A 26,205-nucleotide genomic window follows, 5' to 3' on the forward strand; every position below is an offset into this window, starting at 1 on the left:
CACCCCCATGGGAAGCCGCTCCCGCACCACCACCCGCCAGGGGGTGGGTAAATCTGGGGGCAGAGGTAGCGGAACTAGGGAAACCTTCCTCATTCGCAACTTTCTGCGGGACCTTGCCCCAAAAGGCCAGCTTCTAGGATGGAGTTTCTTTTACAGGGAAGCCACTTGTGTCGCGGCAAAACCAAGACTAAGTATATCAAAAACCCAGCAGGATTGCAATCCCCTTACGGGGAAGCCACTTTTGCAACTGGCTACTAGGAAGCGGGGGCAGGCTCAATCTGTTCCGCCTGAGTCGCAATCCCCTTACGGGGAAGCCACTTTTGCAACCGTTGTAACTCTGCAGCTTAGAAGTTTACGGGACGAGTCGCAATCCCCTTACGGGGAAGCCACTTTTGCAACGTAGGCGCTAGCCCGCTACGCGCCCCCGGGGATATCCCCGTCGCAATCCCCTTACGGGGAAGCCACTTTTGCAACTCATAGCCTTAGCTAGGTACGAGTTCATCAGGTTGCGCCTGTCGCAATCCCCTTACGGGGAAGCCACTTTTGCAACAAATTGTATATGTCATGATTTCCATGCCGGGGTATGATATATGTCGCAATCCCCTTACGAGGAAGCCACTTTTGCAACTACGAGACCCGCCAGGTCCCCAAGGTGGCCGGGTTCAGGTGGTTGCAATCCCCTTACGGGGAAGCCACTTTTGCAACCCATGCGTGAAAAAATCCAGTTTGGGGTCAACGCCCAGCCGTCGCAATCCCCTTACGGGGAAGCCACTTTTGCAACACGCCCTCTTCAGTGAGGAGGGGGAGCCCCTCGAGGAGTTGTCGCAATCCCCTTACGGGGAAGCCACTTTTGCAACTTTACGAAAGGGTCCTCCGGGCTGTTTCGGAGGAGCTTGTCGCAATCCCCTTACGGGGAAGCCACTTTTGCAACGGTACCCCTCTCATAATCCCGTCCAGGACGGGGTTCTTAGAGGGGGGGTTTGTGAGAAAGATGAAGCTTGGAATATACACACGCCGTATAACGGGGGTTTTGCGGGGTTTAGGTTGTTGGCAAGCCGCAGGAGAAAGGGCCGATAAGAACTCTAAAGCGCATATTGCCCTTGGGTAAGGCAAAAACTGCTTGTCAAGATGCCCGCCTGGGCTTCCAGGCACCCCTATTCTACCACCTTACTGGAACGGTATACCGGGTACAAGTTTGCCCCTTCAGCCCCCTTTGGGACATCGCTTCGCTTTGGTAAAGCGAGAAAAAGGCCTAATCCGTCGGTCAAGGCGGAAAAGTATAGTTGGTTTCAACCCTTCAAGTAAAAGGGGCTGTACGCCTCCCTGCCCAGAAGGGCCCCCAGAAGGCGGCTTGCTTGCACTTCCAAAAGCTCCCCCAAAGGCTTGCGGAAACCCAAGGGGTGGGTAGCCTCCTGCAGGAAACGCTCTTCCAACAGGCCAATCAGAACCCGCCTGCCCTCCTCGTTCAGGTACACGCCCCCATCCCGCCGCTCGGCGTGGGCCAAGGCAAGTTGACCCCGGCGAAAGGCCGATACCACCACCGCATCCACCACCGGAACCCGGAACTCCTCCATGAGGTCCAAGGCCAGGGCGGGGCTCCGGCGCCCCTCGGCGTGCAGAAAGCCCACTTCCGGATGCAGCCCTGCCAGGCGCACGGAAAGCAGCGCCCGCCCCAGGAGGAGGGCGTACCCGTAGGAGAGGGCCGCGTTCACTGGGTCCTGGGGGGGCCTGCGGTTGCGCCCCTCAAAGCCAAAGGGGGAAAGAAGGCGCGCTAGCCCGGCAAAGTAGGCCCGGCTCCCTTGGCCCTCGGCCCCCCGAAGCCGGTCCAGGTCCGGGGCTGCCTCCGCCTGGGCCAAGGCCTGGGCGCAGGCCGGGGCTTCCGGCAGCTCATAGCGCTGCAAAAAGGCCAGGGCCGAGCGGAGCTTGCCCAGGACAAAGGCCCGGGCTAGGGGCAGGGGTTGGGCAGAAAACTGGGCCCGCAGGTGCTGGGGGTGGGGGTCAGGGAAAGCTCCCGCCACCCCGTGGAGGAAACCCTCCAGGGAAAGGAAAAGCACCGGGCTACCCTGGCGCAGGAGAAAAACCCAAGCTGGTGTGGAAAGGCGCACGTTTCCCCAGACCGCCACCCGGCGCACCTGCCGCGCGGGCAGGCTGAGCCAGATGGTCCCCTCTTGCTCCAAAAGGAGCCTGCCCTGCTTCAGGCGCAAAGTGGCCCCTTGACGGGTCAGGTGCAGGGTCATCAGAACTTGGGCCAGGGGGGAAGGGGCCTTAGGCGCTCGTCCAGATCTTGGAGAAAGTCCCGCAGGCGCAGGTAGTCCGCCTCCTCCACGGGCCGGGTACCATGGGCGAGGATGCTCTCGTGCCTGCGGGAAAGAAGAGCCTGCAGGCGGTTCTTCTCCCCGTAAAGGCGTTGGGCCAGGGTGCCCCGCTGGCCAAAGGCCAGATCCAGGTCAAAGGCCGCCTCCAGGAGCTCCATAAGCCCCCTGGGCCTCAGGATGCGCTCCCGCAGGGACTCGGGGAAGCCTTCTGGCCAGGTCTTGGGGTCCTTGAGGACGAAGCCCAGGCGTTCCAGGATGTCGGCCTCCACCACCAGCTCCAGGGTGCGGTAAAGGCGGGCCAGGGCGTCGTCGTAACGGCCCACCTCGGCCCGGCGCTGGGCGTTGGCCAGGAGGTCTTGCACGAGGGCGAAGGTGGGCCTACCCTGGGCGGCCACGATGGCCTCGAGGGCGGGAAGCCCCTCCTCCAGCCCCCGCAGGACCCGCACCTTGGCCCCGTGCCCCCAGGCCTCGGCCACGGCCAGGGCCACGGGGAGGTGGGGCTTGAGGAGCTCCAAGGCCCGGGGGTGGCGGAAGCGGTCCCACTCCAAAAGCCCCTCCACCACCCCGCGCATGGCCCGGTAGAAGCGCTCCTCCGAGGGGGAGAGGGGCTTTTGCAGGAGGGCCTCCAGCTCGGTCAGGGCCATGCCCAGGTTGAGGGCGTTCCAGGCCCGGGTGAAGCCTGCCCACTCCCGCAAGCCGAAGCGCACGGTGGGGTCCTCCAGGAGCCTGAGCCGCTCCGCCCCCGGGAGCACCCGGCCCGTCTCCGGGTCCCGCCGCTCCCCGCCCACGTAGCTGAAGACCACCCCCCGGCCCGTGAGGGCCAGGACCAGGCCGGCGGCCATGGGCTTGGTGCCCCCGGTGAGGTCGGCGATGAGGGCGGTGGCCTCCCATTCCAGGGCCTTGCGCAAGGCCTTGAGGGCGGCCTGGTAGCTCTCCAGGAGGCTTTCCGGGTCCTCCAGGAGAAGGGTGTGGTGGCGGAAGGAATTCCCGTAGTCCCTCTGCAGCTCGGCGGCCACAGGAAAACTCTGCTGGCTGGCCAGGAAGACCACCCCTTCCGGGGTGTGCTGGGCCAGGGCCTCCTCGAGGGGGGCGCGGGTGGTGCCCACGGTGAGGATCAGGACCTTCATGGGGGCATTATGGGCCCTCACCTTAGCCTGGGCCAAGGTCCTGCGGACGGGGGTTCTTAGAATGGAAAGAGTGATTGACGACATCCTGCGGCCCATCCATGGAGGACCCGACGGGGGCCCGGAACCCCTTTACGATTTCTCCACCAACGCCAACGCCCTGGGGCCCAACCCGGTGATCCTGGAGTACCTGCGGCAGGCTGACCCCAGCCGCTACCCTGACCCCCTTTACCGAAGGCTCCGCCGCGCCCTGGCCGAGGCCCACGGGGTGGCTCCGGAACAGGTGGCCGTGGGCACGGGCACCAGCGAGCTCATCCACCGCCTGGCCCGCTGGAGCTACCTCCGGGGCCCCATCCTCCTCCTCCCCCCCACCTTCAGCGAGTACGCCCGGGCCGCCCGGGCCCTGGACCTGCCCCTTTGGGAGGCCCGGGGGCCTGAGGAGTTCTTGGCCCTGCTGCCCAAAAGCGCCCTGGCCTTCCTCTGCGTGCCCAACAACCCCACGGGGGAGGTCTACCCCTTCCTGGAGGAGGCGGCCCAGCGGGCGGGAGGGGCCTTGGTCCTGGACCTGGCCTACCACGACCTCCTGGAAACCCCGCCTTCCCTGCCCCCGGGGGCCTGGCGGCTCTACAGCCCCAACAAGGCCCACGGCCTCACGGGGGTGCGGTCGGGGTACCTGGTGGCCCCCCTGGAGCTGGAACATTTCCAGAACCTGGCCCCTTCCTGGCCGGTCTCCGTCTACGGGGAGGCCCTCCTCCTGGGCCACCTGGACCCCGAAGCCCGGGCCTGGCTGGAGGGAAGCCGGCGGGAGCTGCACCGCCTGCGCCGCCTGCTGGCCCAGGGGCTGAGGGGGTTGGGCCTCGAGGTGCGGGAAAGCCCGGCCAACTTCCTCCTGGTGCGGGTGGGCCAGGCCACCCCCGTGGCCCGGGCCTTACGGGAAAGGGGCATCCGGGTGCGGGACGCCACCAGCTTCGGCCTTCCCGAGTGGCTCAGGCTTTCCGCGCAGGGGGAGGAGGCGCAAAAGGCCCTCCTTGAGGCCCTGGAGGAGGTTTTGGTGGGCAAAGGGGCGGCCTAGGGGCCGCCCCGGGGAAGGAGGAGCCTAAGGGGCCCTAGGCCCAGACGTCCTCAGGGTGGCGCATGCCCTGGGGACGGGCCTTGAGGATCTCCAGGGCCTCTTCCTCGCTCATCACCGGGTTCTGGTAGCGGATCCCCAAGGCCTCGCCCATAAGGCGGAAGACGTGGGTGTTGTCCACCAGGCCCAGGTTGAGGAAGCGGAGGCCCTGGCCGTAGAGGGCCAGCATCACGGGGCTTGCGGTGTGCTGGCCCGAGCTCCAGCCGATGTTGGGCCTTTCGGGCTTGTTGGCGTTCTTCTGTAGGAGGGCCCAGGACATGGTGTTGTCGGGCTGGATGCCGTAGCGGACCCCATCGGGGCGGTAGACCCGCTTGGTGATGGCCTCTACCACCATCTGGGCCTCCTCGTCGCTGAGGGTAGCCCCCTTCATGGCCCGGTAGGCCTCCTTCACCTGGTTGGCGTCGGGGTTGGCCCCAAGGACTCGGCGCATGTGCTCAAAGCTGGCCTTCTGGGGCTCCAGGAGGTCAATGCCCGCGGAGCTTTCCAGGTAGCTCCGCCCCGCCCCATAGAGGGCCCCCACCCCGGTGGCGTGGTCGGAGGTGAGGATGAGGAGGGTGTCCGGGTTGCGGTCCACGAAGGCGGTGAGGACCTCGAGGGCCTCGTCCGCCGCCAGCACGTCCCACAGGGTGGCCGCGGGGTCGTTGAGGTGGTTGGAGTGGTCAATCCGCCCCGCCTCCACCTGGAGGACGAAGCCATTCCGGTAGGAGGCCAGCCGGGGGAGGGCGGCCTGGACCATCTCCTTGAGGCTCGGCACCCTCACCCCCTGGAAGCGGCGGTCCACCTCGTAGGGGACGTGGCTATCGGAGAAGATCCCCAGGAGCTTGCTGGCCGTGGCCCGGGCGAGCTCCTCCGGGGTCTTGGCCACCCCGTAGCCGGCCTTGGCGAACTCGGCGTACATGTCCTTCTTGTCCTGGCGCTTCTCGGGGTTGAAGAACCGGTCCCCCCCGCCCAGGTAGACCTCGGCCCCGAAGGCCAGGTACTGCTCGGCGATCTGGGCCTCGGCGTTGCGGTCGGGGTTGGAGACCACGAAGCTGGCCGGGGTGGCGTGGGTGATGGTGGTGGTGGTCACCAGGCCCACCGCCTTCCCCACCTCCTTGGCCGCGGCGAAGAAGGGCTTGAGCCGGGTGCCGTCCGCGTGGATGGCCAGGCCCCCGTTCACCGTCTTGACCCCGCAGGAGAAGGCGTTCCCGGCGGCGCTGGACTCGGTGACGTAGCTGGTGAGGCTAAAGGTGTTCATGAGGCCGTTGGGGTAGCGGGCCAGGAGCCGCTCCAGGGCCAAAACCCGGCCCAGGCGCCGCCGGGCGTAGGCCTGGGCGATGGCGTAGTCCTCCCAGGAGAAGCCGTCGTAGACGAAGACGATCAGGTTGCGGTAGCGCCTTCCCAGGCTGGGTTGGTTCTGGGGGGCACCCTGAGCCCCGCCCTTGGGCAAGAGGGCCAGGGCCCCAGCTGCTAGGCCGCCTTTGAGGATATCCCTACGCTTCATGCTTTCCCTCCCGGGCCCCATCTTGCCCCCCCTTTTTCAGAGGAAGGTCAAGGGCTGGCGAAGTGGTTGAGGGGCCCGTGCCCCTGGCCTAAGGGGGGGGCGGTTTCTAGGGCCCGGGTGAGGTAGGCCTTGGCCTGGGCCACCGCCTCCTCCAGGGGCTTCCCCTGGGCCAGGAGGGCGGTGATGGCCGCAGAGAGGGTGCAGCCCGTGCCGTGGGTGTTTCGGGTCCGCACCCGGGGGGCGGAAAAGGCCCGGACCCCCTCCCGGGTGGCCAGGAGGTCCACCGCCTCCTCCCCCTCCAGATGCCCCCCCTTGAGGAGGACCGCCCGGGGGCCCAGTTCCAGGAGGGCCATGGCCGCGGCCTTGGCCTCCTCCAGGGTGCGGATGGGGCTTCCCAGGAGGGCTTCGGCCTCGAGGCTGTTGGGGGTGATGAGGTCCGCCAAGGGGAAAAGCCCCTCCTTGAGGGCGGAAACCGCCTCGGGGGCCAGCAGGGGGTCCCCGCCCTTGGCCACCATGACCGGGTCCACCACCAGGGGGGCGATGCCGAAGCGGCGCACCCCTTCGGCCACCGCCTGGACGATCCCCGCATCCCCCAGGGCCCCGGTCTTGGCCGCGTGGAGGGGGAGGTCCTGGGCCACGCTCCGGATCTGGGCGTAGACCAGCTCCGGGGGAAGCAGATGGAGGGCCTCCACCCCCAGGGTGTTCTGGGCGGTGACCAGGGTGAGGGCGCTCGCCCCGTACACCCCGAAGCGGAAGAAGGTCTTGAGGTCAGCCTGGACCCCGGCCCCGCCCCCGGAGTCCGAGCCGGCGATGGTGAGGGCCACCCGCACGGCCACCCCCCTAGGCCAGGGGAAGCCCCTGGCCCTGCCCCCGGAGAACCGCCTCCACCAGGTTCATGGGGCAGAAGGGCCCGCACATGCTGCAGGCCTTGGTCCTGGAGCCCCTCTCCTCCCTGAGCCGCCTGGCCTCCTCCGGGTAAAGGCAGAGGGCAAACTGCCCCTCCCAGTCCAGGCGGTAGCGGGCCTCGGACATCTTCCGGTTGCGCTCCAGGGCCCTCGGGTTCCCCCGGGCCACGTCGGCGGCGTGGGCGGCGATCTTGAAGGCGATGACCCCCTCCTTCACGTGCTCGGCGGTGGGCAGGCCCAGGTGCTCCGCCGGGGTCAGGTAGCAGAGCATGTCCGCTCCCCACCAGCCGGCCAGGGCCCCGCCGATGGCCCCGGCGATGTGGTCAAAGCCCGCGGCGGTGTCCACGGGGAGCATGCCCAGGATGTAGAAGGGGGCGTGGCCCGTGAGCTTTTTCTGGATCTGCACGTTGGCCGCCACCTCGCTGAGGGGGATATGCCCCGGCCCCTCCACCATGGCCTGGACCCCGGCCCGCCGGGCCCTTTCCACCAGCTCCCCGATGGTGAGGAGCTCGGCGATCTGGGCCCGGTCGGTGCTGTCGGCCAGGGAGCCCGGGCGGAGGCCGTCCCCCAAGGAAAGGGTCAGGTCGTAGGTGCGGGCGATGTCCAGGAGGTCGTCAAAGCGGGCGTAGAGGGGGTTTTCCTCCCCGCGGTGGAGCATCCAGGCGGCCATGAGTCCCCCACCCCGGCTCACGATCCCCGTGGTGCGGCGGGCCTGGCGGTAGACCTCCAGGTTCCTCAGGGTCACCCCCGCGTGGACGGTGATGTAGTCCACCCCCTCCCGCCCGTGCTCCTCTATGACCTGGAGGAGCTCGTCCGCGGACATGTCAAAGAAGTTCTTGCGCTTGGCGGCCCGGAACTCGGCCTCATAGATGGGCACGGTGCCCAAGGGAACGGTGGCCACCTCCAGGATCCGCCGCCTTATGGCCTTCAGATCCCCCCCGGTGGAGAGGTCCATGAGGGTGTCCGCCCCGTAGCGGATGGCCACCCGGGCCTTTTCCACCTCGGCCTCGAGGTCCACGTAATCGTAGGAGGTGCCCAGGTTGGCGTTCACCTTCACGGAGAGCCCCTCGCCGATGCCCTTGAAGTCCCTCAGGGTCTTGTGGTTGGGGTTCCTGGGGATCACGATCCGCCCCGCCGCCACCCCCTGGCGCACCCACTCCGGGGAAACCCCTTCCTGCTCGGCCACGTAGGCCATTTCCTCGGTGATGCGTCCCTTCTTTGCCGCCTCCAGCTGCGTCATCCTTCCACCCCCAAAAGCCCCAAAAGCCGCCTAGCCGTCCACGGGGCCAGGAGGACCCCGTTTCGCCCATGCCCCACCGCCGCCCAAACGTTTCCCTCCACCTGGCCCACGAAAACCTCCCCCAAGGGGCGGTAGCCGTAGACCACCCCCCGGAAGGGAGCCCCTTCCAGAAGGGGGAAGCGCTCGTGGGCGTAGTCCGCCAGGAAGCGCAGGCCCCAAAGGTCCACCCCGCCGCCAAACCCCTCCCGCTGGGTGGCCCCCACGTAGACCCCGCCCTCCCGGGGAAGGAGGTACCCCTCCCCGGCGAAGAGGGGCAGGGGCGGGGCCGGCCCTTCCAGGAGGAGGGCCTCCCCCTTGAGGGGCCGCACCGGCAGGCCAAACCGCCCCCCCCAGGCCCCCACGGCGAGGAGGATGGCCCGGGCCCTGGCCTCCCCTTCCCGCCAGAAGACCCGGCCCTCCGCTACCCTCTCCACCTCGGCCCAAAGGAGAGTGACCCCCATGGCCTTTAGGGCCTCCAGGAGGGCTTCCCGCAGGGCCCTAGGGTGGACGTACCCCCCAGGGAAGGCCCGGTAGCCCTGGCCTCCCCGCACGGGGTAGGGCGGGGCCCCTTCCGCCCCCCAGGCCTCCCTTTCCGCCCCGGAGAGGGCCACCACCCCCACCCCGGAGAAGCCGGCCTCCACCCGGAAGCCCCGGGCCAAAAGCTCCTCCAGGAGGGCGGGGTAATACTCCAGGGCCCAAAGCCCCGCCTGCAAAAGCTCCCCGGAAAGCCCCTCCGGGTGGGGGGCCAGCATCCCCGCGCTGGCCAGGGTGGCGGCCCCCTCCTTCCCCGCGTCCAGGAGGAGGACCTCGAGGCCCCGCTTCCTCAGCTCGTAGGCGGCCAGGGCCCCGATGATCCCCGCCCCCACCACGGCCACCTCGGCCCTCACCCTTCCCTCCCCAAGGGGACGCCGGCGGTGGGGCTCGAGGGGCTCGCCCCTTCCCTAGGCCGCATGGGCCCGGCCAGGAAGGCCTTCCGCCCCGCCTCCACCGCCAGGCGGAAGGCCTCGGCCATGGCCGGGGGGTCTTTCGCCTCGGCGATGGCCGTGTTGACCAAGACCGCGTCCAGCCCCATCTCCAGAACCTCCGCCGCATGGGAGGGAAGGCCGAGGCCCGCGTCCACCACCACCGGGGGCAGGCCCGCCCGCTCCCGGGCGAAGAGCTCCAGAAGGGCCCGGGTTCGCACCCCCCAGCCCGAGCCGATGGGGGCGGCCAGGGGCATCACCGTGGCCGTGCCCAGGGCGGCAAGCCGCCGGGCCAGGACCAGGTCCGGGCCCATGTAGGGGAGGACGGTAAAGCCCTTCTCCAGAAGCCTTTCCGCCGCCTTCAGGGTCTCCAGGGGGTCGGGGAGGAGGTAGGCGGGGTCGGGGATCACCTCCAGCTTCACCCAACCCTCCCCGGTCAGGGCCCGGCCCAGCCGGGCCAGGCGCACCGCCTCCTCGGCGGTGCGGGCCCCGGCGGTGTTGGGCAGGAGGCGCACGCCCTCCAGGGCCTCCAGAAGCCCCACGTGCCCCGGGGCCCCCACCTCCACCCGCCTTACGGAAACCGTCACCACCTCCGCCCCCGCGGCCTTAATGGCCTCCCGCATCACCCCGAAGTCCCGGAACTTCCCCGAGCCCAGGATGAGGCGGCTTCGCAGGGTTATCCCTCCCACCTGCCAGGTGTCCATCTAGCCTCCTTGCATCAGGGCCACCACCTCCACCACATCCCCCTCGCGGAGGACATGGGGGGGCAAATCCCGTCCGGGATAGGCCTCCTCGTTGAGGAGGACCGCCACCCGCCCAAGGTCCACGCCCATCTCGGCCAGGACCTCCCTCAGCTCCCTTCCCTCTAGGGGTTTGGCCTCGCCGTTAAGCCACACCATAAAGCCGCTCCCGGAAGGCCCGGGCCGCCCCTTCGGGGTCCTCGGCGTCCAGGATGGCCCGGACCACCACCACCCGCCTGGCCCCAGTCGCCAGGACCTGGTCCAGGTTGCCAAGGTCTATCCCCCCGATGGCGAACCAGGGCTTCTCCCCCAGGTGGGCCGCCGCCCAGCGCACGTACCCCAGGCCCGCCGCCGGGCGGCCCGGCTTGGTGGGGGTCTCCCACACCGGGCCCACGGAAAGGTAGTCCGCCCCCTCCTCCAGGGCCTTTAGGGCCTGCTCGGGGGCGTGGGTGGAGCGGCCCACCAGCCCCCCAAAAAAGCGCCGGGCCTCCTCCGGCCTCAGGTCCCCCTGGCCCAGGTGCACCCCGTCCGCCCCCAGGAGGGCGGCCAGGTCCGGGCGGTCGTTGAGGAAGAAGGGGACCCCGTAGCGCCGGGCCAGAAGGCCCATCCGCTCCCCCAGCTCCAGGATGGGCCGGGCCTCCCAGTCCTTGGCCCTGAGCTGCAGGACCTCCACGCCCCCCGCCAGGGCCCGCTCCGTGCGGTCCAGAACCTCCTCCCAGGTCCAGCCGGGCCTGGGGGTCACCACCAGATAGAGCCGTCCCTGCAAGCCACCACCCCCTTAGGCCGGCAGGGGGCCCCGCGCGGCCCTGGGGATGGGGTTTGGGTTGTGGGGGTTAGGGCGCTTCGCATAGGCTTCCCTCCGCCGGCATTACCCGGATCAGGTTCCAAGGGTTGCTGGGAAGCACCCAGCTCTCAGCCCCTCCCTTGGGGCACCCCTAGCCTGTAAGGCCACTATAGCACGCCCATCCGGGAAAAAGGGTGGAGGGGCACAAAGACCATATACCCTTTACTTTCATGGGCTCAATGGTATACCATACCGGCCAATCCCCGGAGGGGGGAGAAGGAGAGGGCTATGGCAGGGCTTCCTGAGGTGGTGGAAGCGGAGATCCGGTACCTGGAGGCCATGATCGCCCGCCTCGAGGCGGGAGAGGCCGATCCAGAGGACTTCCGGGTCTACCGCCTGAAAAACGGCATCTACGGCATCCGGGGCCGCCCCGAGCACCACATGATCCGCATCAAGCTCCCCGTGGGGCGCATCACCCCCGAGGGGCTCAGGGTCCTGGCCGAGGTGGCGGAGCGGTACGCGGAAAACCGCCTGGCCCACGTGACCACTCGGCAGGCGGTGCAGCTCCACCACGTGCACCGCCGGGATGTGCCCCAGGTTCTGCGGATGGTGAACGCCGTGGGCCTCACCACCCGCGAGGCCTGCGGCCACTCCATCCGGGCCATCACCTGCTGCCCCTACGCGGGCGTCTCCCCGGAGGAGGCCTTTGACGTGACCCCTTACGCGGAGCAGGCCTACCGTTACTTCCTCCGCCACCCCGTGGGGCAGAACCTGCCCCGGAAGTTCAAGATTGCCTTTGAGGGGTGCGCCTCGGACCACGCCCGCACCCCCATCCACGACATCGGCGTGGTGGCCGCCCGGGAAGGAGGAAAACGGGGCTTCCGCATCTACGTGGGCGGGGGCCTGGGGGCTGCCCCCATGGGCGCGGAGCTCCTGGAGCCCTTTACCCCCGAGGAGGACCTCCTCCCCACCCTGCTGGCCATCATCCGCCTCTTTGACCGCTACGGGAACCGCAAGGTCCTCACCCAGGCCCGGCTCAAGTTCCTGGTGAAGAAATGGGGCATCGCCGCCTTCCGGGAGGCGGTGCGGGAGGAAAGGCGCGTGGTGAGGCTCACGGCGAGCGGGGCGGACCTCGAGGCCTGGACCCCGCCCCAAGACCCTCCCCCGCCCCGCCTGCCCAACCCCCCGCGGAAACCCTTTTCCTTTGCCCCTGGGTTTGATGCCTGGCGGCGCACCAACCTCTTCCGGCAGAAACAAGAAGGCTTTTACACCGTCACCGTCCGCCTGCCCCTGGGGGACATCACCCCTGAGGGGCTCAGGGCCCTGGCCGACCTGGCCGAAACCTACGCCGGGGAGGTGCGGAGCGCCATCAGCCAAAACCTCCTCCTGCGCCACGTTCCGGAGGAGGCCCTGGGCGGGCTTTACGAGGCCCTTTTGCAAGCGGGGCTTGCCCATGCGGACGCCCACACCCTCCTGGACATCACCCGCTGCCCCGGGGCCGACACCTGCAACCTGGCCCTCACCCGCTCCCGGGGCCTGGCCCAGGCCCTAGAGGAAAGGCTAAGGGCCCTTCCCCTGGCCCAGGACCCGGGGATAAAGGCGGTGAGCCTCAAGATCTCCGGCTGTCCCAACTCTTGCGGACAACACCACATCGCGGACATCGGCTTCTACGGCTCCAGCCGCAAGGTGGGGGAAAGGGAGGTGCCCCACTACGTCCTCCTCCTGGGGGGGCGCACCCGCGAGGGAGAAGCCCGTTTTGGCCAGGTGGTGGGCCGCATCCCCGCCCGCCGGGTCCCCGAGGCCGTGGAAAGGATCCTGCGGCGTTACCTGGAGGAGCGGGAAAACGGAGAAGGCTTCCAGGCCTACCTGGACCGGGTGAGGGTGGCCTCCTTCAAGGCTATATTGGAAGAGTTTCAGGAAGTTCCCCCTTACGAGGAGGCGCCCGAGTTCTACCAGGACCTCGGAGGGGAAGGGGAGGCCTTCAGCGTGCGGCTTGGGCGCGGGGAGTGCGCGGTATAGGGGGTGGGGATGCGCATCGCCTACGCCGGCTTGAGGCGGCAGGAGGAGTTTAAGGCCTTAGCCCAGAAGCTCGGCTTCACGCCCCTTCTCTTCCCCACCCAGGCCACGGAAAAGGTCCCCGTGCCCGAGTGGGAAGACCACCTCCTGGAACTCGGCAGGGGGGTGGACCTCTTCCTGGCCACCACCGGGGTGGGGGTGCGGGACCTCCTCCAGGGGGCGAAGACCCTGGGCCTGGACCTTAGGGGGCCCTTGGCCGAGGCCCACCGCCTGGCCCGGGGAGCCAAGGCGGCCCGGGTCCTGCGGGAGGAGGGCTTACCCCCCCAGGCCACCGGGGACGGGACGAGCCCAAGCCTCATCCCCCTCCTCCCCCAGGGGGCGGGCAAGGCAGCCCTGCAGCTTTACGGCAAACCCTTGCCCCTCCTGGAAACGGCCCTGAGGGAAAGAGGGTACCAGGTCCTTCCCCTCATGCCCTACCGCCACCTGCCAAACCCAGAGGGCATCCGGGCCCTGGAAGAGGGCATCCTCGAGGGCGCGGTGGAGGCCGTGGCCTTCGTGGCCGCCATCCAGGTGGAGTTTCTCTTTGAAGGGGCCGAAAACCCCAAGGCCCTCCAGGAGGCCCTGAACACCCGGGTGAAGGCCGTGGCCGTGGGCCGGGTCACCGCCGACGCCCTGAGGGAATGGGGGGTGAGGCCCTTCTACGTGGACGAGAAGGAACGGATGGGCAGCATGCTGCAAGGCTTCAGGAAGGCCTTGGAGGAGGAGCCATGGGCTACTTCCCCCTGATGCTGGACCTCCGCGGCAAGCCCGTCCTCCTCGTCGGCGGCGGGCCCGAGACGCCGCAAAAGCTCAGGGCCTTGCTGGAAGCCGGGGCCGAGGTCACCGTCCTGGCCCAGGAGGACCCGGGGGACCTCGAGGCCCTGGCCCAGGAGGGCCGCATCCGGTGGGTGCGGCGGGGCTACCGAAGGGGGGACCTGGAGGGCTTTTTCCTGGTGGTAAGCCACCCCAAGGACAAGGCCATCCACCCCGAGGTGCGGCGGGAAGCAGAGGAAAGGCGCATCTTCCTGGTGGCGGTGGACGACCCGGAAAACGCCAGCGCCATCCTCCCCGCGGTGCTGCGCCGGGGGGAGCTGGTGGTGGCCCTTTCCACCTCGGGGGCCGCCCCCGCCCTGGCGGTGCGCCTCAAGGAGCGGTTTGCCGCCCTTTTGCCCCTGGCTTACGGGGAACTCGTGGCCTACCTCCGCACCCTAAGGCCCAGGATCGCGCAAATCCCGGACTTTGAGGCGAGGAAACGGCTTTGGTACCGCATCGTGGACCAAGCCCTGGAAGCATTGGACCTAGACCCTAAGGAAGGCCTGCCCAAGGCCATGGCCAAGGCTGAAGCCGCCCTGGAGGAGGTATGGACAAGGTAAAGGCCGTCAAGACCCTGGTAGGGGAAGCCCTGGCCCAAAGCCAGAACCCCTGCTTCACCTGCAGCTTCCAGGCCGAGGACGTGGCGGTGCTCCACCTGCTTCTGGAGCTCAGGCCCGACATCCCCGTCCTTTTCCTGGACACCGGCTACCACTTCCCCGAGGTCTACGCCTACCGGGACGAGATGCAAAGGCGTCTGGGCTTCTGCCTGGTGAACCTCACTCCCGCCCTTTCCCGGGAGGAGCAAGAGCGCCGCTACGGCAACCTCTACCAGAGCGACCCCCACCGTTGCTGCCAAATCCGCAAGGTGGAGCCCCTTTTCCAGGCCCTGGAGGCCTACGACACCTGGTTCACGGGGCTGAGGCGGGAGCAATCCCCCACCCGGGCCCACCTCCAACCCCTGGAGGAGGCCCTTCTCCCCTCGGGCCACCGCCTCAAGAAGGTGAACCCCCTTTACGACTGGAGCCTTAAGGAGGTCTTCGCCTACCTGGCAGTGCAAGGCCTCCCCTACCTGCCCCTTTACGACCAGGGCTACCTCTCCATCGGCTGCGCCCCCTGCACGGCCAAGCCCCTGGACCCCAATGACCCCCGCTCGGGGCGTTGGGCAGGGAAGGGCAAGCTGGAGTGCGGCATCCACCTGCACGGGAAGGAGGGATAGATGGCCTTTCTTCTGGGCTTTCTCATCGCCTTCGCCATCGGGGTCACGGGGGTAGGGGCAGGCACCATCACCGCCCCCCTCCTCATCCTTCTCCTGGGGCTTCCCCCGGAGGTGGCTGTGGGCACGGCCCTCCTCTTCGGCTTCCTGGTGAAGGTACCCGCGGGTGGGGTTTACCTCCTGCGGCGACAGGTGGACGCCCAGGCCCTTTTCCGCCTCCTCCTCGGGGGGGTGCCGGGGGTGCTTTTGGGAAGCGTCCTCCTCACGGGCCTCAAGGGGGCCAAGGACCTCATCCTCCTGCTGGTGGGGCTCACCGTGGCGGTCTCGGCGGGGCTCGGGCTTTGGCGCAGCCTCAAGGGCAACCCCAGGGGTCAGGAAAGGCCCGGGCTACTGCCCCCTGGGGCCTTTGGCATCGGCCTCGAGGTGGGCTTCTCCTCTGCCGGGGCAGGGGCTTTGGGCACCCTTCTCCTCCTTTACGCCACCCGCCTTTCCCCCCAGAAGGTGGTGGGCACGGATCTCCTCTTCGGCCTGGTCCTGGCCCTGCTGGGCGGGGGGGTGCACCTCCTCCTGGGCCAGGTGGACCCCGGCCTCCTCCTCGGCCTGAGCGCGGGCGGGGTCCTGGGGGCGGGCGCGGGGGCCCTTTTCGCCACCTGGCTCCCCCGGGAACCCTTGCGGCTGGTCCTCCTCCTCTGGCTCCTTTTCATCGGCGGGCAGCTGGTCTACCGGGGGGTGGCCCATGGGTAGGGTCTACCTGGTGGGGGCCGGCCCTGGGGACCCGGAGCTCCTCACCCTCAAGGCCCTCCGCCTCCTCCGGGAAGCCCCGGTGGTCCTCCACGACCGCCTGGTGGACCCCCGCATCCTGGCCCTGGCCCGGGGGGAAAGGATCTACGTGGGCAAAGAGGAGGGGGAAAGCGAAAAACAGGAGGCCATCCACCGCCTCCTCCTGCGCTACGCCCGCACCCATCCCCTGGTGGTGCGGCTTAAGGGAGGAGACCCCCTGGTCTTTGGCCGGGGGGGAGAGGAGATCCTCTTCCTCCTGCGGCACGGGATCCCCGTGGAGGTGGTCCCCGGGGTGACCAGCCTCCTTGCCCCCTGCCTCCCCCTCACCCACCGGGGGATCGCCCACGGCTTCGCCGCCGTCTCTGGGGTCCTGGAAGGCGGGGGCTACCCCGACCTCAGGCCCTTCGCCCACGTCCCCACCCTGGTGGTCCTCATGGGGGTGAAGCGTCGAGCCTGGATCGCCCGGGAGCTCATCCGGCTGGGGCGCGACCCTAAGGAGCCCACCCTCTTCGTGGAGAAGGCCTCCACCCCCGAGGAGCGCCGGGTCCAGGCCGCCTTGGAGGAGGTGGCCCAAGACGGGGTGGAGGTGCGCTCCCCTGCCCTCTGGATCCTGGGGGAGGTGGCGCGGATCTTCGCCCAGGCCCCTGGGCCCCTGGTGGACCTGGAACAGGTTTTGGCCTAAAGGAGGCGGCCATGCGGGAAACCCTCTTGACCCTTACCATCGGCGAGGACGAGCGGCTGGACCTGGAGAACCTGGCAAGCGGGGCCTTCCACCCGGTGCGGGGCTTCATGACCCGGGAAGAGGCCCTCTCTGTGGCCTACGAGATGCGCCTGCCCACGGGGGAGGTCTGGAGCCTCCCCATCCTCCTGCAGAGCCGGGAAAAACCCAGGGTAGGCCCGGGGGACACCCTAGGCCTGGTCCACGGGAAGGAGGTGGTGGCCCTTGTCCACGTGGCCGAGGCCTACGCCCTGGACCTGGAGGCCCTGGCGCGGGAGGTGTTCGGCACAGAGAGCCCGGCCCACCCGGGGGTGGCCCGGTTTTATGCCAAGGGGCCCTACGCCCTAGGGGGGCAGGTGGAGGTGCTCAGGCCCCGGGAAAGGGGCCCCCTGGAAAAGACCCCGGAGGAGGTGCGGGCCTTCTTCCGGGAACGGGGCTGGGGGAAGGTGGTGGCCTTCCAGACCCGCAACGCCCCCCACCGGGCCCACGAGTACCTGATCCGCCTGGGTCTGGAGCTGGCCGACGGGGTCCTGGTCCACCCCATCCTGGGGGCCAAAAAGGCGGACGATTTCCCCACGGGAGTGATCCTCGAGGCCTACCAGGCCCTCTTGGAGGGCTTCCTTCCCCAGGAGCGGGTGGCCCTTTTCGGCCTGGCCACCCCCATGCGCTACGCCGGGCCCAAGGAGGCGGTCTTTCACGCCCTGGTGCGCAAGAACTTCGGGGCCACCCACTTCCTGGTAGGCCGGGACCACGCCGGGGTAGGGGACTTCTACGACCCCTACGCCGCCCACCGCATCTTTGACCGGCTCCCCCCCTTGGGCATAGAGATCCTGCGGGTGGGGGCCGTCTTCCACTGCCCCCTCTGCGGCGGCATCGCCTCGGAAAGGACCTGCCCCGAGGGGCACCGGGAGAAGCGGCTTTCCATCAGCATGACCCGGGTCCGCGCCCTCCTCCGGGCAGGCCAGGCCCCGCCCCCTGAGCTGGTGCGGCCCGAGCTTATTCCCATCCTGCAAAGAGGCCTTTAGGCCCGGGGCGGTGCCCCCATCTAGAGGCTCAGGTAGGCCTCCCGCACCCTTGGGTCCTGCAGGAGATTGGTGGCGCTCCCCTTCAGGACGATGCGCCCGTGCTCCATCACGTAAGCCCTACCCGCCACCTCCAGGCTCAGGGCCACGTTCTGCTCCACCAGGAGGACCCCCACCCCCTCCTCGGCCACCCGGCGCAGGGCCAAAAGCACCTCCTCGGCCAGCCGGGGCGAAAGGCCCAAGGAGGGTTCATCCACCAGAAGGATGCGGGGGAAGCCCATGAGGGCCCGGGCGATGGCCAGCATCTGCTGCTCCCCCCCGGAAAGGGTGCCGGCCAGCTGCCGCCTACGCTCGGCGAGGCGGGGAAAGAGGGCGTAGGCCCGGGCAAAGCCCTCCCCCTCCCGCCCTGGGGCCAGGAAGGCCGCCCCCAGGCGCAGGTTTTCCTCCACGCTCATGAGGGGGAAAAGCTGCCGCCCCTCGGGGACGTGGCCCAAGCCCAGCCGGGCCCGCCGGGCCGGGGAAAGGCCCTGGAGGTCCCTGCCATCCAGCTCCACCCTGCCCTTCCAGGGCTTAAGGAGCCCGGAGATGGTCCGGAGCAGGGTGGTCTTGCCCGCCCCATTGGCCCCCAGGAGGGCCACCAGCTCCCCCTCCTCCACCTCGAGGTCCACCCCGAAGAGGACCTGGGCCTTGGCGTAGCCCGACTCCAACCCTTCCACCCGCAGCCTCATGCCCGCCTCCCCAGGTAGGCCTCCCGCACCCGCTCCGCCTGGGCCACCGCCTCGTAAGGCCCCTCGGCGATCACCTCGCCGTAGTCCAGGACCACCACGCGGTCGGCCAGGGCCTTGACCACCGGCATCAGGTGCTCGATGAAGAGGATGGCCACCCCGCTTTCGCGGATGCGCCGCACCAGGGCGATGGCCTCCTCCGCCTCCTTGGGCCGCAGACCGGCCATGACCTCGTCCAGGAGGAGCACCTTGGGCCGGGTGGCCAGGGCCCGGGCCAGCTCCAGGCGCTTGTCCTCCAAAAGGGTCAGCTCCCCTGCCAGGGCCTCGGCCCGGGGGGCCAGGCCGGTCAGCTCCAGCACCCTTTCCACCCAGGCCTCCCCTTCCCGCCTCGAGGCGCCCGGCTTGCCAAAAAGGGCCCCCACCAGGAGGTTCTCCCGCACCGTGAGCTCCGGCAGGGGCTGGACGATCTGGAAGGCCCGGCCCAGGCCGCGGTGGGTGCGGGCCTCCGGGGGCAGGTGGGTGACCTCCTCCCCCTGGAGGAAAACCCCTCCCCCATCGGGCCTGAGGAGGCCAGAGATCACGTTCAAAAGGGTGCTCTTTCCCGCCCCGTTGGGGCCGATGACCGCCAGGATCTCCCCCTCCTCGAGGTGCAGGTGCACCGCCTTCAAGGCCCAAAGGCCCAGGAAGCGCTTGCTAACCCCCTTGACCTCCAGCAGCCTAGCCACGCCGCCCTCCCCAAAGGCCCAAGAGCCCACGGGGCAGGAAGAGGATGACCAGGACCAGGATGGCCCCGTAGACCACCAGGTACCCCTCCTTGATCCACAGGCGCAGGGCCTGCTCCAGCCCCACCAGGACCACCCCGCCCAGCAGGGGCCCTAAGGTGCTGTAAAGCCCCCCGAAGATGGGGATGACCAAGGCCTCCACCGCCCGGCCCAGGCTGAAGGCGTCGTAGGGGGAAAGGAAAAGGGCCTTCATGCCGTACACCCCCCCGGCCAGCCCCGCCACCAGGCTCCCCAGGAGGAGGGAAAGGAGCTTCACCCGCACCACCCGCACCCCCAGGACCCGGGCCACGGCCTCCGACTGGCGGGTGGCGGCCTGGGCCAGGCGGAAGGGGCTCCCCTCGGCCCAAAGGCTGAGGGCCACCGCCAGGAGGAAGGCCCCAAAGCCCAGGTAATAGGCGGCCAGGGGCCAAGCACCCCCAAAGGGCGGGGGCACGGGCAGGCCGATGGGCCCCCCGGTGAAGGCCAGGCGCAGGGTGAGGGTGCGCAGGACCTCGCTGAAGGCCAGGCTGGCGATGGCGAAGTAGAGGCCGTGGAGCCTTAAGGTAACGGCCCCCAGCACAAGGGCCCCGGCCCCGGCCAGCAAGGCCCCCAGGAGGAGGGCGGGGAGGGTCCCCAGCCCGGGGGCCAAAAGCCCGGCCCCATAGGCCCCAAGGCCGAAAAAGGCCCCGTGGGCCAAGGAAAGCTGCCCGGTGCGGGCCACCAGGTCCCAGGAGAGGGCCAAGGCGGTGAAGATGAGGACGAAGAAGCCCACGTCCAGGAGGAAGGCCCGCCACACCCCCAGGGGCAGGAAGGGCAGAAGGCCAAAGGCCAGGAGGAACCCTCCCACCGCCCAGCGCCGCGCCGATCCCCTCATACCCCCCTCCAGGCCCGGCCCACCAGGGCCAGGAAGAGCACCAGGAAAAAGACCGCCTCCACCCACCCTCCCCCGCCCGGGACATAGGTGCTCACCAGGGCCTCCGCCACGGCCAAGACCATGGCCGCCGGCACCACCCCCTTGAGGTTGCCTAGGCCCGCCAGGGCCACGATGGCGAAGGACTTCAGGGTGAAGAGGAAGCCCACGGAGGGGCTGGCGTAGAGCATCACCGAGAGCATCACCCCCGCCACCCCCGCCAAGGCGGCGGAAAGGCCAAAGGCCAGAAGGTAGACCCCATCGGCCTCAATCCCCAAAAGCCCCGGGGCCAGGCGGTTTTGCGCCACCGCCCGCACCGCCAGGCCCAGGCGGCTCCGGGTGAGGAAGAGCTGCAAGACCAGGAGCAAGGCCCCCGAGAGCAGGAAGGCCCCCAGGGGTACCGCCCCCAGGAAGAAGGGCCCCAGGGTCAGGGTGGTGGCCTGGTAGGGCGGGGCCACCACCCGGGTATCCGCGCCGAAGAGGAGGAGGGCCAGGTTCTGCAACAGGACGGAAAGGCCAAAGGTGAGGAGCATCTGGTTGAGCTCTGGGGCCCTGAGGACGGGGCGGATCAGGCCCCGATAGACCAGGGCCCCCACCAGGAAGGCGGCCAGGAAGGCCAGGCCCAGGGAGAGAAGGGGGTCCATCCCCTGGAAGGCGAAGAGCAGGTAGGAGAGGAAGGCCCCCAGCATGAGGAACTCCCCGTGGGCGAAGTTGACGATGCCCACCACCCCCAAGGAAAGGGCCAGGCCGGTGGCCACCAGGGCGTAGACCCCCGCCATGAGGAGGCCGTTGAGAAGGGTCTGGAAGAGGAGCTCCATGGTCTAGGGGGCCTCGGCCTCAGCGCAGGTAGTACTCCCCAGGGTAGCGAAGGGGCCGGGCGGCCTTTTCCTTGGGGAAGACCGGGCGGCGGGAGCCCTCGAGGTACTGGAACTGGAACCAGATCTCCGGTCCAAACCCCTGGTACTTGGTCCGGCCGGTGTCCGAGGGCTTAAAGGCCAGGGGGCCAAAGGGGGTATTCATGCGCAAGCCCGCCAGGGCCTGGGCGATCTGGTTCTTGTCCGTGCTCCCGGCTCGTTCCACCGCCAGGGCCAGGCTCTTGACGATGGTGTACCCCATGGGGGCCATGTACTCCTCCGTGACCTCCCCGTACTTCTTGCGGTAGGCCTCCACAAAGCGCCGGGACTCGGCGTTGGGCACGGTGGGCAGCCAGGCGGTCATGCCGGCCACGTCGTTGGAAAGGGGGTTTTTCTCAAAGCCGATGGGCCAGGAGGGCGGGGCCCCGTAGATGAGCTTAGGCCTGAGGCCCACCTGCCGGGCCTGGGTGGCGATGGGCAGGGCGTCCACGTCGTAGCCGATCCAGTAGAGGATATCGGGGGCGAAGGCGCGGAAGCGGGTGAGGATGGGGGTGAACTGCCCGCTGCCCGCCTTGTAGGGTTCCGCCTGGACCTGGTAGCCGAGCCGCTCCAGCTGCTGCTTGTACACCGCGATCCCTGCCGAGCCAAAGGGGCCGTCCTCGTAGAGGATGGCCACCTTCTTGGCCCCATGGTCCTTGGCCAGGGACTGGAAGAACTGCAAGGCGGCGGTCACGTTGTGGTAGTCCCAGGGGTGGTAGTGGAAGAAGAGGGGGTAGCCCTCAAAGGCCTGCTCCACCACGGAGCTGGCAGCCCCGATGCACAGGAAAAGGGGCCCGTACTGCTTCACCGGCCCGGAAAGGGCAAAGGTGACCCCGCTGGCCAGACCCCCGATCACCACGTCCACCTTGTCCACGGTCATCAGCTTGGTGAAGGCGGGGACCGCCTTGGCCGCGTCCGTGCCGTCGTCGGCCACCACCAGCTCCAGCCTCACCTTGCCCTGGGCGTTCACCTCGTCGGCGGCCAGCTGGATGCCGTTGAGGGCCGCCTTGCCCGACACCGCCGAGACCCCGGAGAGGGGGAGGATCACCCCCACCTTCAGGGAGGTTTGCGCCAGGGCCAGCCCCATGGCGAGGACCAAGAACCCGATTGCCTTTCGCATCTTCCGCCTCCTTTATTCCCTAGGGCCTTCCGCCCTCAGGTTCCTCTTCCGCCTCGTACAGCACCACCGCCTCCCCCTCGAGGACCCTCTCCCCCCGCTGGTTCTCGCAGAAGGTGTCCAAGGTGAGGACCACCCCTCCCTTTTCCCGCTCCCGCACCGCCTTGACCACCGCGGTGGCGGTGACGGTGTCCCCCAGGCGGGTGGGCTTGAGGAAGCGCAGGGTCTGGGAAAGGTAGATGGCCCCCCGGCCCGGGAGCTTGGTGCCGATGACCGTGGAGATCAGGCCCGCCACCAGGATCCCTTGGGCGATGCGGCCGCCAAAGCGGCTCCTTTGGGCGTAGACCTCGTCCACGTGCAGGGGGTTGGTGTCCCCCACCGCCCCCACGAAGAGGGCCACATGGGCCTCGGAGAGGGTCTGGGTATAGCTGGCCTTATCCCCCACCTGGAACCTCATGCCGCCACCTCCTTGAGGAACTCCCCCAGGATCTCCCGGAAAAGGCCAGGATTTTCCAGGTTCACCGAGTGGCCCACCCCTTCCAGCACCCGAAGCCTCCCCCGGGGAAAGAAGGCCGCCGTGGCCTCGGCCATGCCCCGGGTGACCAGGGGGTCCAGGGCGCCGTAGACCACCAGGACCGGTCCCGGATAGGGCCTCCCCAGGCGCCAGGCCGCCAGGGCCCGGGCGTTGCCCTGGAAGTGGGCGGGGTGCATCCCCTGGGCCTTGGCCACCAGCTCGGGGAACCAGGGGGGCCTCCGGGTGGGGGCCATGGCCGCCAGGGCCTGGGAAAGGGCCTCGCGGTTCTCCCGGTAGCTCTCCAGGATGGGGTAGTAGGCCTCCGGGGTCTCTAGGCCCGAGGGCGGGGCCGGGTTGACCAGGAGGAGGCCCCGGGTCCCTTCCGTGGCCGCCTCCATGACCACCGCCCCGCCCAGGGAATGGCCCACCAGGATGGCCCCTTCCGCCCCTTTTTCCCGCAGGAAGGCCCGCAGGGCCTCGGCATAGGCGGGGATGGAGGGGGAAAAGCCTTCAGGGGCCGGGCTCTCCCCAAAGCCGGGAAGGTCGGGGGCCAGGAGCCAGGCTCCTTCCGGGGGGTCTTCCAGAAGCTCCCGCCACCACTCCTTGCAGGCGAAGTTGCCGTGCACCAGGACCACCGGGACACCCTTTCCGCTTTCCAGATGGCTAAGCATACACCTCCTCCAGAAACTGCCGTACCGCCTGGGCGAAGGCCAGGGGCGCCTCGAGGGGGGCGGCGTGCCCCGCGGGCAGGGCCTCCAACCGCGCCCCCAGGGCCTGGGCCAGGGCCGCCGCGTACTCCCCGGGAAAAAGCAGGTCCTCCTCCCCGTAGAGCACCCGGGCGGGAAGGGCGAGGGAGGCCAGCCGTGGCCGCAGGTCCCCCAAGGAGAGAAAGCCCAGAAGGAGCCTTTCCTGGGCGGCCTCCGTGGGGGCCTGGGCCAGGAGGGGGGCTAGGCCCTCGGGGGTGAGGAGCTCGGGGTGGGCGTTGAGGAACCCCTTGCCGAAGACCCAGGGCAGGGCCACGCGGAGGCGCAAGGGGGTACCCCCCGCCCGCAGGGCCCAAAGCCAGCTTTCCGCCTTGGCCCGCAGGGCCGCATCCAGGTAGGGGGTGGTGCAGCATAGGACCAGGCCGCGGAAGCGGCCCGGGGCCTGGAGGGCCGCGGTGAGGGCCACCACCCCGCCGTTGGAAAGCCCCACCAGGACGGGGTTCTCCAGGCCAAGCCCCTCCAAGAGCTGGAGGAGGTCCTCGGCGTGCACCCCAGGGGTGTAGGGGCCATGGGGGGCCTCGCTCTCCCCCTGGCCCCGCATGTCGTAGCGGAGGAGGGTGTAGCCGGAAAGGTGGGGAACCACCGGGTCCCAGCTCTCCAGCCGCTGGAAGAGGCCGTTGAGGAGGACCACCCCCGGCCCCTCCCCTTCCAAGCGGTACCTAAGCCTGGCCATGCCCCTCCTCCCAAAGCCGCTTTAGGGCCTCCTTCTGCACCTTGCCGGGGCCGGTCTTGGGCAGGTCCTCCAGGATGACGAAGTGCTTGGGCACCTTGTAGGCGGCCAGCCGCTCCCGCAGGAAGGCCCGCAGGGCCTCGAGGTCCAAAGGGGCCCGCAGGGCCAAAAACGCCACCCCCACCTCCCCCCAGCGGGGGTCGGGCACCCCCACCACCGCCGCCTCCCGCACCGCCGGGTGGTCGTAGAGGACCCGTTCCACCTCCACCGGGTAGACGTTTTCCCCCCCGGAGATGAACATCTCCTTCCTGCGGCCCACGATGTAGAACCGCCCCCCCTCATCCCGGTAGGCCAGGTCCCCGGTCCTAAGCCAAAGCCGCTCCCCGTCGTAGACGAAGACCTTGGCGTTTTCTTCCGGGCGGCGGAAGTAGCCCTGCATGACCACCCCTCCCGAAAGCCAAAGCTCCCCCGCCTCCCCCAACCCGGCCTCCCCCCCCCTCTTCCCGCACCAGGCGGGCCCGGAGGTGGGGCATGGGCCGGCCCACGCTCTCGGGGTAGGCCTCGGCCTCCTCCAGCTCCAAGGTGAAGCAGTTGACGCCGCACTCCGTGAGGCCGTAGCCCTGCTTGAAGCGCACCCCCTTCCTGCGGAAGGCCTCCCGCACCGGGGCCGGGCAGGGGGCCCCCCCAGAGATGGCGAAGCGCACAAAGGAGAGGTCGGCCTCCCAGAAGCCTGGGGTTTCCAGGAGCATCTGGAACATGGTGGGCACCAGGAAGAGGAGGGTGGGCCGGTGGGCCCGGACCAGCTCCAGGTACTCCTCGGGGCGGAAGCGCTCCTGCAGGACCACGCTCCCCCCCAGGTAGAGAAGGGGGGTGGCCAGGGCGTTGAGGGCGGCGTGGAACATGGGGGTGGCCAGGATGTAGCGGTCCTCCCGGGAAAGCCCCCAGGCGAAGGCCGTCTGGATGGCGTTCAGAAGGAGCTGGCGGTAGGGCAGGAGGGCCCCCTTGGGCAGCCCAGTGGTCCCCCCGGTGAAGAGGAGGAGGGCGGGGTCCTCCAGGCCCACCCGGGTGGCCTCCGGGGCCTCCTCCCCCTCCAGGAGGGCCTCGAGGGGAAGGGCCTTGGGGTCCAGGGCCAAAGCGGCCTCCGCAAACCCTTCCCCATAGAAGAGCACCCGGGGCTCGGCGTAGGCGTGGAGGGCCTTGAGCTCGGGCAGGCTCAGGCGGTGGTTGAAGGGGGTGAGGATGTGGCCCAAAAGGGGCCCGGCGAAGAGGAGGTCCAGGTAAGCGGGGTGGTTCCAGGCGATGAGGCCCACCCGGTCCCCTTTCCCCACCCCAAGCCGCGCCAAAGCCCCAGCGGCCCGCCGCGCCCGCCCGTAGACCTCCCCGTAGGCGAGCCACCTTCCCCGGAACCAGACCGCGGGCCTTTCCGGATGGTAGCGGGCCAGCTGCCCCAGCCAGTTGGCCTCAAGCATAAAGCCCTCCTTCCAGGCGGAGGACGGCCGCCCCGTAGAAGTACCCCACCCCCGCCGCCGCCAGGGCCACCAGGCTCCCCTCCCGCAGCCGTCCCGCCTCCCAGGCCAGCTTGAGGGAGAGGATGGGGTCCAGCTGCCCCAGGTGGCCGAAACGCTCCAGGTACAGGCTCTGCTCCGGTCCCAGGCCCAGGCCCTCCAGGACCGCCCGGTGGGCGGAGCGCTTCATGTGGAGGAGGGCCAGGTAGTCCAGGTCGGCCTCGGCGTACCCCGCCTCGGCCAAGGCCTCCCGCACCACCTCCAGGAAAGTGGGGATGGAGGTGGCGTCCAGACGGGCCTTCATGAAGGCCGGATCCTCCACCCGCAGGCGGAACTCCCCTAGGGTTTCCGGCGTGAGGGGGGCGCGGGTACCCCCCACGGGCACCTTGACGGAGAGGGCCAGGCTGGGGTCCATGCGGTGGGCCAGGCCCAACACCCTAAGCCCCGGCCCCTCCCGGGTGAGGAGGATGGCCCCACCCCCCGCGGCCAGGTCGTAGAGGAAGCGGGTCTGGGGGTCCTGGTAGTCCACCAGGTCCCCGTTGCGGTACCCGCCGGCCACCAGCACCGCCCCCACCCCCTCCCGGGTGGCGAAAAGCCCCCGGGCCACCTCCAGGGCCCCCATGAGGGAGGCGCACTTCTGGTTGAGGTCCAGCCCCCTGGCCCCCATGGCCCCCACCTGAAGGGCCAGGTAGGGCGCCGTGGCCCAGACCGGGTAGTCCTTGTACTCCTCCACCATGGAAAGCACCCAGTCCACCCGCTCCCCCGGGAAGCCCGCGGCCTCCAGGGCGGCCTTGGCCGCCCAAGCCGCCATGGCCGCGGGGTGGTCCGAGGGGCCGGGCACGGGCTTTTGCACGATCCCCAGCTTCTCCACCACCACCTCCCGCGGCAGGCCGGAGCGCCGGGCGATCTCCTCCGCGTCCATGCGCCCTTCGGGCAGGTAAACCCCCAGGCTTCGCACGTACATCTGCCCTTACCCTAGCCCCCGGGCGTTACCCGGACGTTACACCCCCGTTCCCGCCCGCCC

Annotated in this window: 26 protein-coding genes, 1 pseudogene, 1 CRISPR repeat array and 1 riboswitch; of the genes and pseudogenes, 8 read left to right on the forward strand and 19 right to left on the reverse strand. The window is 69.3% G+C overall.

All coding sequences use genetic code 11. The annotated features are described in order from the left end of the window. The first annotated feature begins 141 nt into the window (after positions 1-141). Positions 142-931: a CRISPR direct-repeat array (repeat unit 33 nt; unit sequence GCAATCCCCTTACGGGGAAGCCACTTTTGCAAC). Between the two features lie 358 nt (positions 932-1,289). Beyond that, positions 1,290-2,237: a CRISPR-associated endonuclease Cas1 gene (cas1, locus tag TCCBUS3UF1_RS06590; RefSeq protein WP_014515737.1), complete on the reverse strand. Its 948-nt coding sequence runs from the start codon at positions 2,235-2,237 to the stop codon at positions 1,290-1,292. Next, the gene (locus TCCBUS3UF1_RS06595; RefSeq protein WP_014515738.1) at positions 2,237-3,442 is read right to left on the reverse strand and encodes a TIGR02710 family CRISPR-associated CARF protein; all 1,206 of its coding nucleotides are present in this window, start codon (positions 3,440-3,442) and stop codon (positions 2,237-2,239) included. Before TCCBUS3UF1_RS06595 ends, cas1 begins: the two co-directional genes overlap by 1 nt. Positions 3,443-3,503: 61 nt before the next feature. On the opposite strand from TCCBUS3UF1_RS06595, the gene TCCBUS3UF1_RS06600 reads away from it, so the two are divergent. Further along, the gene (locus TCCBUS3UF1_RS06600) at positions 3,504-4,511 is read left to right on the forward strand and encodes a histidinol-phosphate transaminase (protein ID WP_155983273.1); all 1,008 of its coding nucleotides are present in this window, start codon (positions 3,504-3,506) and stop codon (positions 4,509-4,511) included. 34 nt (positions 4,512-4,545) lie between these two features. On the opposite strand, the gene TCCBUS3UF1_RS06605 is transcribed toward TCCBUS3UF1_RS06600, so the two are convergent. The 7 genes from TCCBUS3UF1_RS06605 to thiE are packed head-to-tail and all read right to left on the reverse strand — an operon-like array spanning position 4,546 to position 10,703. Next, a complete protein-coding gene (locus TCCBUS3UF1_RS06605; protein WP_041433991.1) occupies positions 4,546-6,051 on the reverse strand; it encodes an alkaline phosphatase in 1,506 nt (501 codons plus the stop codon). Between the two features lie 47 nt (positions 6,052-6,098). Continuing rightward, positions 6,099-6,881, reverse strand: coding sequence for a bifunctional hydroxymethylpyrimidine kinase/phosphomethylpyrimidine kinase (thiD, locus tag TCCBUS3UF1_RS06610; protein WP_014515741.1), 783 nt, complete (start codon positions 6,879-6,881; stop codon positions 6,099-6,101). Between the two features lie 10 nt (positions 6,882-6,891). Next, positions 6,892-8,196, reverse strand: coding sequence for a phosphomethylpyrimidine synthase ThiC (gene thiC, locus TCCBUS3UF1_RS06615; protein WP_014515742.1), 1,305 nt, complete (start codon positions 8,194-8,196; stop codon positions 6,892-6,894). Beyond that, the gene (locus TCCBUS3UF1_RS06620) at positions 8,193-9,122 is read right to left on the reverse strand and encodes an FAD-binding oxidoreductase (protein ID WP_014515743.1); all 930 of its coding nucleotides are present in this window, start codon (positions 9,120-9,122) and stop codon (positions 8,193-8,195) included. Before TCCBUS3UF1_RS06620 ends, thiC begins: the two co-directional genes overlap by 4 nt. Next, the gene (locus TCCBUS3UF1_RS06625; RefSeq protein WP_014515744.1) at positions 9,119-9,901 is read right to left on the reverse strand and encodes a thiazole synthase; all 783 of its coding nucleotides are present in this window, start codon (positions 9,899-9,901) and stop codon (positions 9,119-9,121) included. The genes TCCBUS3UF1_RS06620 and TCCBUS3UF1_RS06625 overlap by 4 nt, the downstream gene beginning before the upstream one ends. Then, entirely contained in the window at positions 9,902-10,096 is a 195-nt protein-coding gene (thiS, locus tag TCCBUS3UF1_RS06630; protein ID WP_014515745.1) for a sulfur carrier protein ThiS, read from the reverse strand. Then, entirely contained in the window at positions 10,083-10,703 is a 621-nt protein-coding gene (gene thiE, locus TCCBUS3UF1_RS06635) for a thiamine phosphate synthase (protein ID WP_014515746.1), read from the reverse strand. The genes thiS and thiE overlap by 14 nt, the downstream gene beginning before the upstream one ends. A gap of 71 nt (positions 10,704-10,774) precedes the next feature. Further along, positions 10,775-10,884: riboswitch (TPP riboswitch) on the reverse strand. Between the two features lie 125 nt (positions 10,885-11,009). Here thiE and TCCBUS3UF1_RS06640 point away from each other — a divergent pair. From TCCBUS3UF1_RS06640 to TCCBUS3UF1_RS06670, 7 genes are read left to right on the forward strand one after another with little or no spacing between them, the layout of a single operon-like run. Beyond that, on the forward strand, positions 11,010-12,740 hold the full coding sequence (locus tag TCCBUS3UF1_RS06640) for a nitrite/sulfite reductase (RefSeq protein ID WP_014515747.1): 1,731 nt from the start codon (positions 11,010-11,012) through the stop codon (positions 12,738-12,740). Positions 12,741-12,749: 9 nt separating this feature from the next. Then, positions 12,750-13,523 (forward strand): uroporphyrinogen-III synthase, encoded by a 774-nt coding sequence (locus tag TCCBUS3UF1_RS06645; protein ID WP_014515748.1) that lies wholly within the window; start codon positions 12,750-12,752, stop codon positions 13,521-13,523. Next, a complete protein-coding gene (locus tag TCCBUS3UF1_RS06650; protein ID WP_014515749.1) occupies positions 13,505-14,149 on the forward strand; it encodes a bifunctional precorrin-2 dehydrogenase/sirohydrochlorin ferrochelatase in 645 nt (214 codons plus the stop codon). Before TCCBUS3UF1_RS06645 ends, TCCBUS3UF1_RS06650 begins: the two co-directional genes overlap by 19 nt. Further along, on the forward strand, positions 14,137-14,805 hold the full coding sequence (locus TCCBUS3UF1_RS06655) for a phosphoadenylyl-sulfate reductase (RefSeq protein WP_014515750.1): 669 nt from the start codon (positions 14,137-14,139) through the stop codon (positions 14,803-14,805). Before TCCBUS3UF1_RS06650 ends, TCCBUS3UF1_RS06655 begins: the two co-directional genes overlap by 13 nt. Then, positions 14,806-15,546, forward strand: coding sequence for a sulfite exporter TauE/SafE family protein (locus TCCBUS3UF1_RS06660; RefSeq protein WP_014515751.1), 741 nt, complete (start codon positions 14,806-14,808; stop codon positions 15,544-15,546). Next, entirely contained in the window at positions 15,539-16,264 is a 726-nt protein-coding gene (gene cobA, locus TCCBUS3UF1_RS06665) for a uroporphyrinogen-III C-methyltransferase (RefSeq protein WP_014515752.1), read from the forward strand. Before TCCBUS3UF1_RS06660 ends, cobA begins: the two co-directional genes overlap by 8 nt. 11 nt (positions 16,265-16,275) lie before the next feature. Beyond that, positions 16,276-17,325: a sulfate adenylyltransferase gene (locus TCCBUS3UF1_RS06670; RefSeq protein WP_014515753.1), complete on the forward strand. Its 1,050-nt coding sequence runs from the start codon at positions 16,276-16,278 to the stop codon at positions 17,323-17,325. A gap of 20 nt (positions 17,326-17,345) precedes the next feature. Here the strand turns inward: TCCBUS3UF1_RS06670 and TCCBUS3UF1_RS06675 are convergent, their stop codons facing one another. From TCCBUS3UF1_RS06675 to TCCBUS3UF1_RS06720, 10 genes and pseudogenes are all read right to left on the reverse strand, one after another. Next, entirely contained in the window at positions 17,346-18,050 is a 705-nt protein-coding gene (locus TCCBUS3UF1_RS06675) for an ABC transporter ATP-binding protein (RefSeq protein WP_014515754.1), read from the reverse strand. Then, on the reverse strand, positions 18,047-18,772 hold the full coding sequence (locus TCCBUS3UF1_RS06680; protein WP_014515755.1) for an ABC transporter ATP-binding protein: 726 nt from the start codon (positions 18,770-18,772) through the stop codon (positions 18,047-18,049). Before TCCBUS3UF1_RS06680 ends, TCCBUS3UF1_RS06675 begins: the two co-directional genes overlap by 4 nt. Continuing rightward, complete coding sequence (locus tag TCCBUS3UF1_RS06685) at positions 18,765-19,682, reverse strand: branched-chain amino acid ABC transporter permease (protein ID WP_014515756.1); 918 nt, start codon at positions 19,680-19,682, stop codon at positions 18,765-18,767. Before TCCBUS3UF1_RS06685 ends, TCCBUS3UF1_RS06680 begins: the two co-directional genes overlap by 8 nt. Next, positions 19,679-20,536: a branched-chain amino acid ABC transporter permease gene (locus tag TCCBUS3UF1_RS06690; RefSeq protein WP_014515757.1), complete on the reverse strand. Its 858-nt coding sequence runs from the start codon at positions 20,534-20,536 to the stop codon at positions 19,679-19,681. Before TCCBUS3UF1_RS06690 ends, TCCBUS3UF1_RS06685 begins: the two co-directional genes overlap by 4 nt. A 19-nt stretch (positions 20,537-20,555) precedes the next feature. After that, complete coding sequence (locus TCCBUS3UF1_RS06695; RefSeq protein WP_014515758.1) at positions 20,556-21,731, reverse strand: ABC transporter substrate-binding protein; 1,176 nt, start codon at positions 21,729-21,731, stop codon at positions 20,556-20,558. Between the two features lie 19 nt (positions 21,732-21,750). Further along, the gene (locus TCCBUS3UF1_RS06700; RefSeq protein ID WP_014515759.1) at positions 21,751-22,185 is read right to left on the reverse strand and encodes a MaoC family dehydratase; all 435 of its coding nucleotides are present in this window, start codon (positions 22,183-22,185) and stop codon (positions 21,751-21,753) included. Further along, on the reverse strand, positions 22,182-22,913 hold the full coding sequence (locus TCCBUS3UF1_RS06705) for an alpha/beta fold hydrolase (protein WP_014515760.1): 732 nt from the start codon (positions 22,911-22,913) through the stop codon (positions 22,182-22,184). The genes TCCBUS3UF1_RS06700 and TCCBUS3UF1_RS06705 overlap by 4 nt, the downstream gene beginning before the upstream one ends. Next, positions 22,906-23,679: an alpha/beta fold hydrolase gene (locus tag TCCBUS3UF1_RS06710; protein WP_014515761.1), complete on the reverse strand. Its 774-nt coding sequence runs from the start codon at positions 23,677-23,679 to the stop codon at positions 22,906-22,908. Before TCCBUS3UF1_RS06710 ends, TCCBUS3UF1_RS06705 begins: the two co-directional genes overlap by 8 nt. Then, positions 23,666-25,145, reverse strand: a pseudogene (locus tag TCCBUS3UF1_RS06715) (class I adenylate-forming enzyme family protein). The gene TCCBUS3UF1_RS06710 and the pseudogene TCCBUS3UF1_RS06715 overlap by 14 nt, the downstream one beginning before the upstream one ends. Continuing rightward, positions 25,138-26,145, reverse strand: a complete 1,008-nt coding sequence (locus tag TCCBUS3UF1_RS06720) for a 3-oxoacyl-ACP synthase (protein ID WP_014515763.1) — start codon at positions 26,143-26,145, stop codon at positions 25,138-25,140. Before TCCBUS3UF1_RS06720 ends, TCCBUS3UF1_RS06715 begins: the two are co-directional and overlap by 8 nt. Positions 26,146-26,205: the final 60 nt, after the last annotated feature.

Origin of the sequence: Thermus sp. CCB_US3_UF1 (assembly GCF_000236585.1) — a bacterium.
In the GTDB taxonomy this organism is placed as follows: Bacteria; Deinococcota; Deinococci; order Deinococcales; family Thermaceae; genus Thermus.

What these genes read in the sequence shown, in the direction of transcription:
- cas1 (WP_014515737.1), bottom strand. Translation starts at nt 2,237, where the DNA reads ATGACCCTGCACCTGACCCGTCAAGGGGCCACTTTGCGCCTGAAGCAG.
- TCCBUS3UF1_RS06595 (WP_014515738.1), bottom strand. Translation starts at nt 3,442, where the DNA reads ATGAAGGTCCTGATCCTCACCGTGGGCACCACCCGCGCCCCCCTCGAG.
- TCCBUS3UF1_RS06600 (WP_155983273.1), top strand. Translation starts at nt 3,504, where the DNA reads ATGGAAAGAGTGATTGACGACATCCTGCGGCCCATCCATGGAGGACCC.
- TCCBUS3UF1_RS06605 (WP_041433991.1), bottom strand. Translation starts at nt 6,051, where the DNA reads ATGAAGCGTAGGGATATCCTCAAAGGCGGCCTAGCAGCTGGGGCCCTG.
- thiC (WP_014515742.1), bottom strand. Translation starts at nt 8,196, where the DNA reads ATGACGCAGCTGGAGGCGGCAAAGAAGGGACGCATCACCGAGGAAATG.
- TCCBUS3UF1_RS06625 (WP_014515744.1), bottom strand. Translation starts at nt 9,901, where the DNA reads ATGGACACCTGGCAGGTGGGAGGGATAACCCTGCGAAGCCGCCTCATC.
- thiS (WP_014515745.1), bottom strand. Translation starts at nt 10,096, where the DNA reads ATGGTGTGGCTTAACGGCGAGGCCAAACCCCTAGAGGGAAGGGAGCTG.
- TCCBUS3UF1_RS06640 (WP_014515747.1), top strand. Translation starts at nt 11,010, where the DNA reads ATGGCAGGGCTTCCTGAGGTGGTGGAAGCGGAGATCCGGTACCTGGAG.
- TCCBUS3UF1_RS06645 (WP_014515748.1), top strand. Translation starts at nt 12,750, where the DNA reads ATGCGCATCGCCTACGCCGGCTTGAGGCGGCAGGAGGAGTTTAAGGCC.
- TCCBUS3UF1_RS06650 (WP_014515749.1), top strand. Translation starts at nt 13,505, where the DNA reads ATGGGCTACTTCCCCCTGATGCTGGACCTCCGCGGCAAGCCCGTCCTC.
- TCCBUS3UF1_RS06655 (WP_014515750.1), top strand. Translation starts at nt 14,137, where the DNA reads ATGGACAAGGTAAAGGCCGTCAAGACCCTGGTAGGGGAAGCCCTGGCC.
- TCCBUS3UF1_RS06660 (WP_014515751.1), top strand. Translation starts at nt 14,806, where the DNA reads ATGGCCTTTCTTCTGGGCTTTCTCATCGCCTTCGCCATCGGGGTCACG.
- cobA (WP_014515752.1), top strand. Translation starts at nt 15,539, where the DNA reads ATGGGTAGGGTCTACCTGGTGGGGGCCGGCCCTGGGGACCCGGAGCTC.
- TCCBUS3UF1_RS06670 (WP_014515753.1), top strand. Translation starts at nt 16,276, where the DNA reads ATGCGGGAAACCCTCTTGACCCTTACCATCGGCGAGGACGAGCGGCTG.
- TCCBUS3UF1_RS06675 (WP_014515754.1), bottom strand. Translation starts at nt 18,050, where the DNA reads ATGAGGCTGCGGGTGGAAGGGTTGGAGTCGGGCTACGCCAAGGCCCAG.
- TCCBUS3UF1_RS06685 (WP_014515756.1), bottom strand. Translation starts at nt 19,682, where the DNA reads ATGAGGGGATCGGCGCGGCGCTGGGCGGTGGGAGGGTTCCTCCTGGCC.
- TCCBUS3UF1_RS06690 (WP_014515757.1), bottom strand. Translation starts at nt 20,536, where the DNA reads ATGGAGCTCCTCTTCCAGACCCTTCTCAACGGCCTCCTCATGGCGGGG.
- TCCBUS3UF1_RS06695 (WP_014515758.1), bottom strand. Translation starts at nt 21,731, where the DNA reads ATGCGAAAGGCAATCGGGTTCTTGGTCCTCGCCATGGGGCTGGCCCTG.
- TCCBUS3UF1_RS06700 (WP_014515759.1), bottom strand. Translation starts at nt 22,185, where the DNA reads ATGAGGTTCCAGGTGGGGGATAAGGCCAGCTATACCCAGACCCTCTCC.
- TCCBUS3UF1_RS06705 (WP_014515760.1), bottom strand. Translation starts at nt 22,913, where the DNA reads ATGCTTAGCCATCTGGAAAGCGGAAAGGGTGTCCCGGTGGTCCTGGTG.
- TCCBUS3UF1_RS06710 (WP_014515761.1), bottom strand. Translation starts at nt 23,679, where the DNA reads ATGGCCAGGCTTAGGTACCGCTTGGAAGGGGAGGGGCCGGGGGTGGTC.
- TCCBUS3UF1_RS06720 (WP_014515763.1), bottom strand. Translation starts at nt 26,145, where the DNA reads ATGTACGTGCGAAGCCTGGGGGTTTACCTGCCCGAAGGGCGCATGGAC.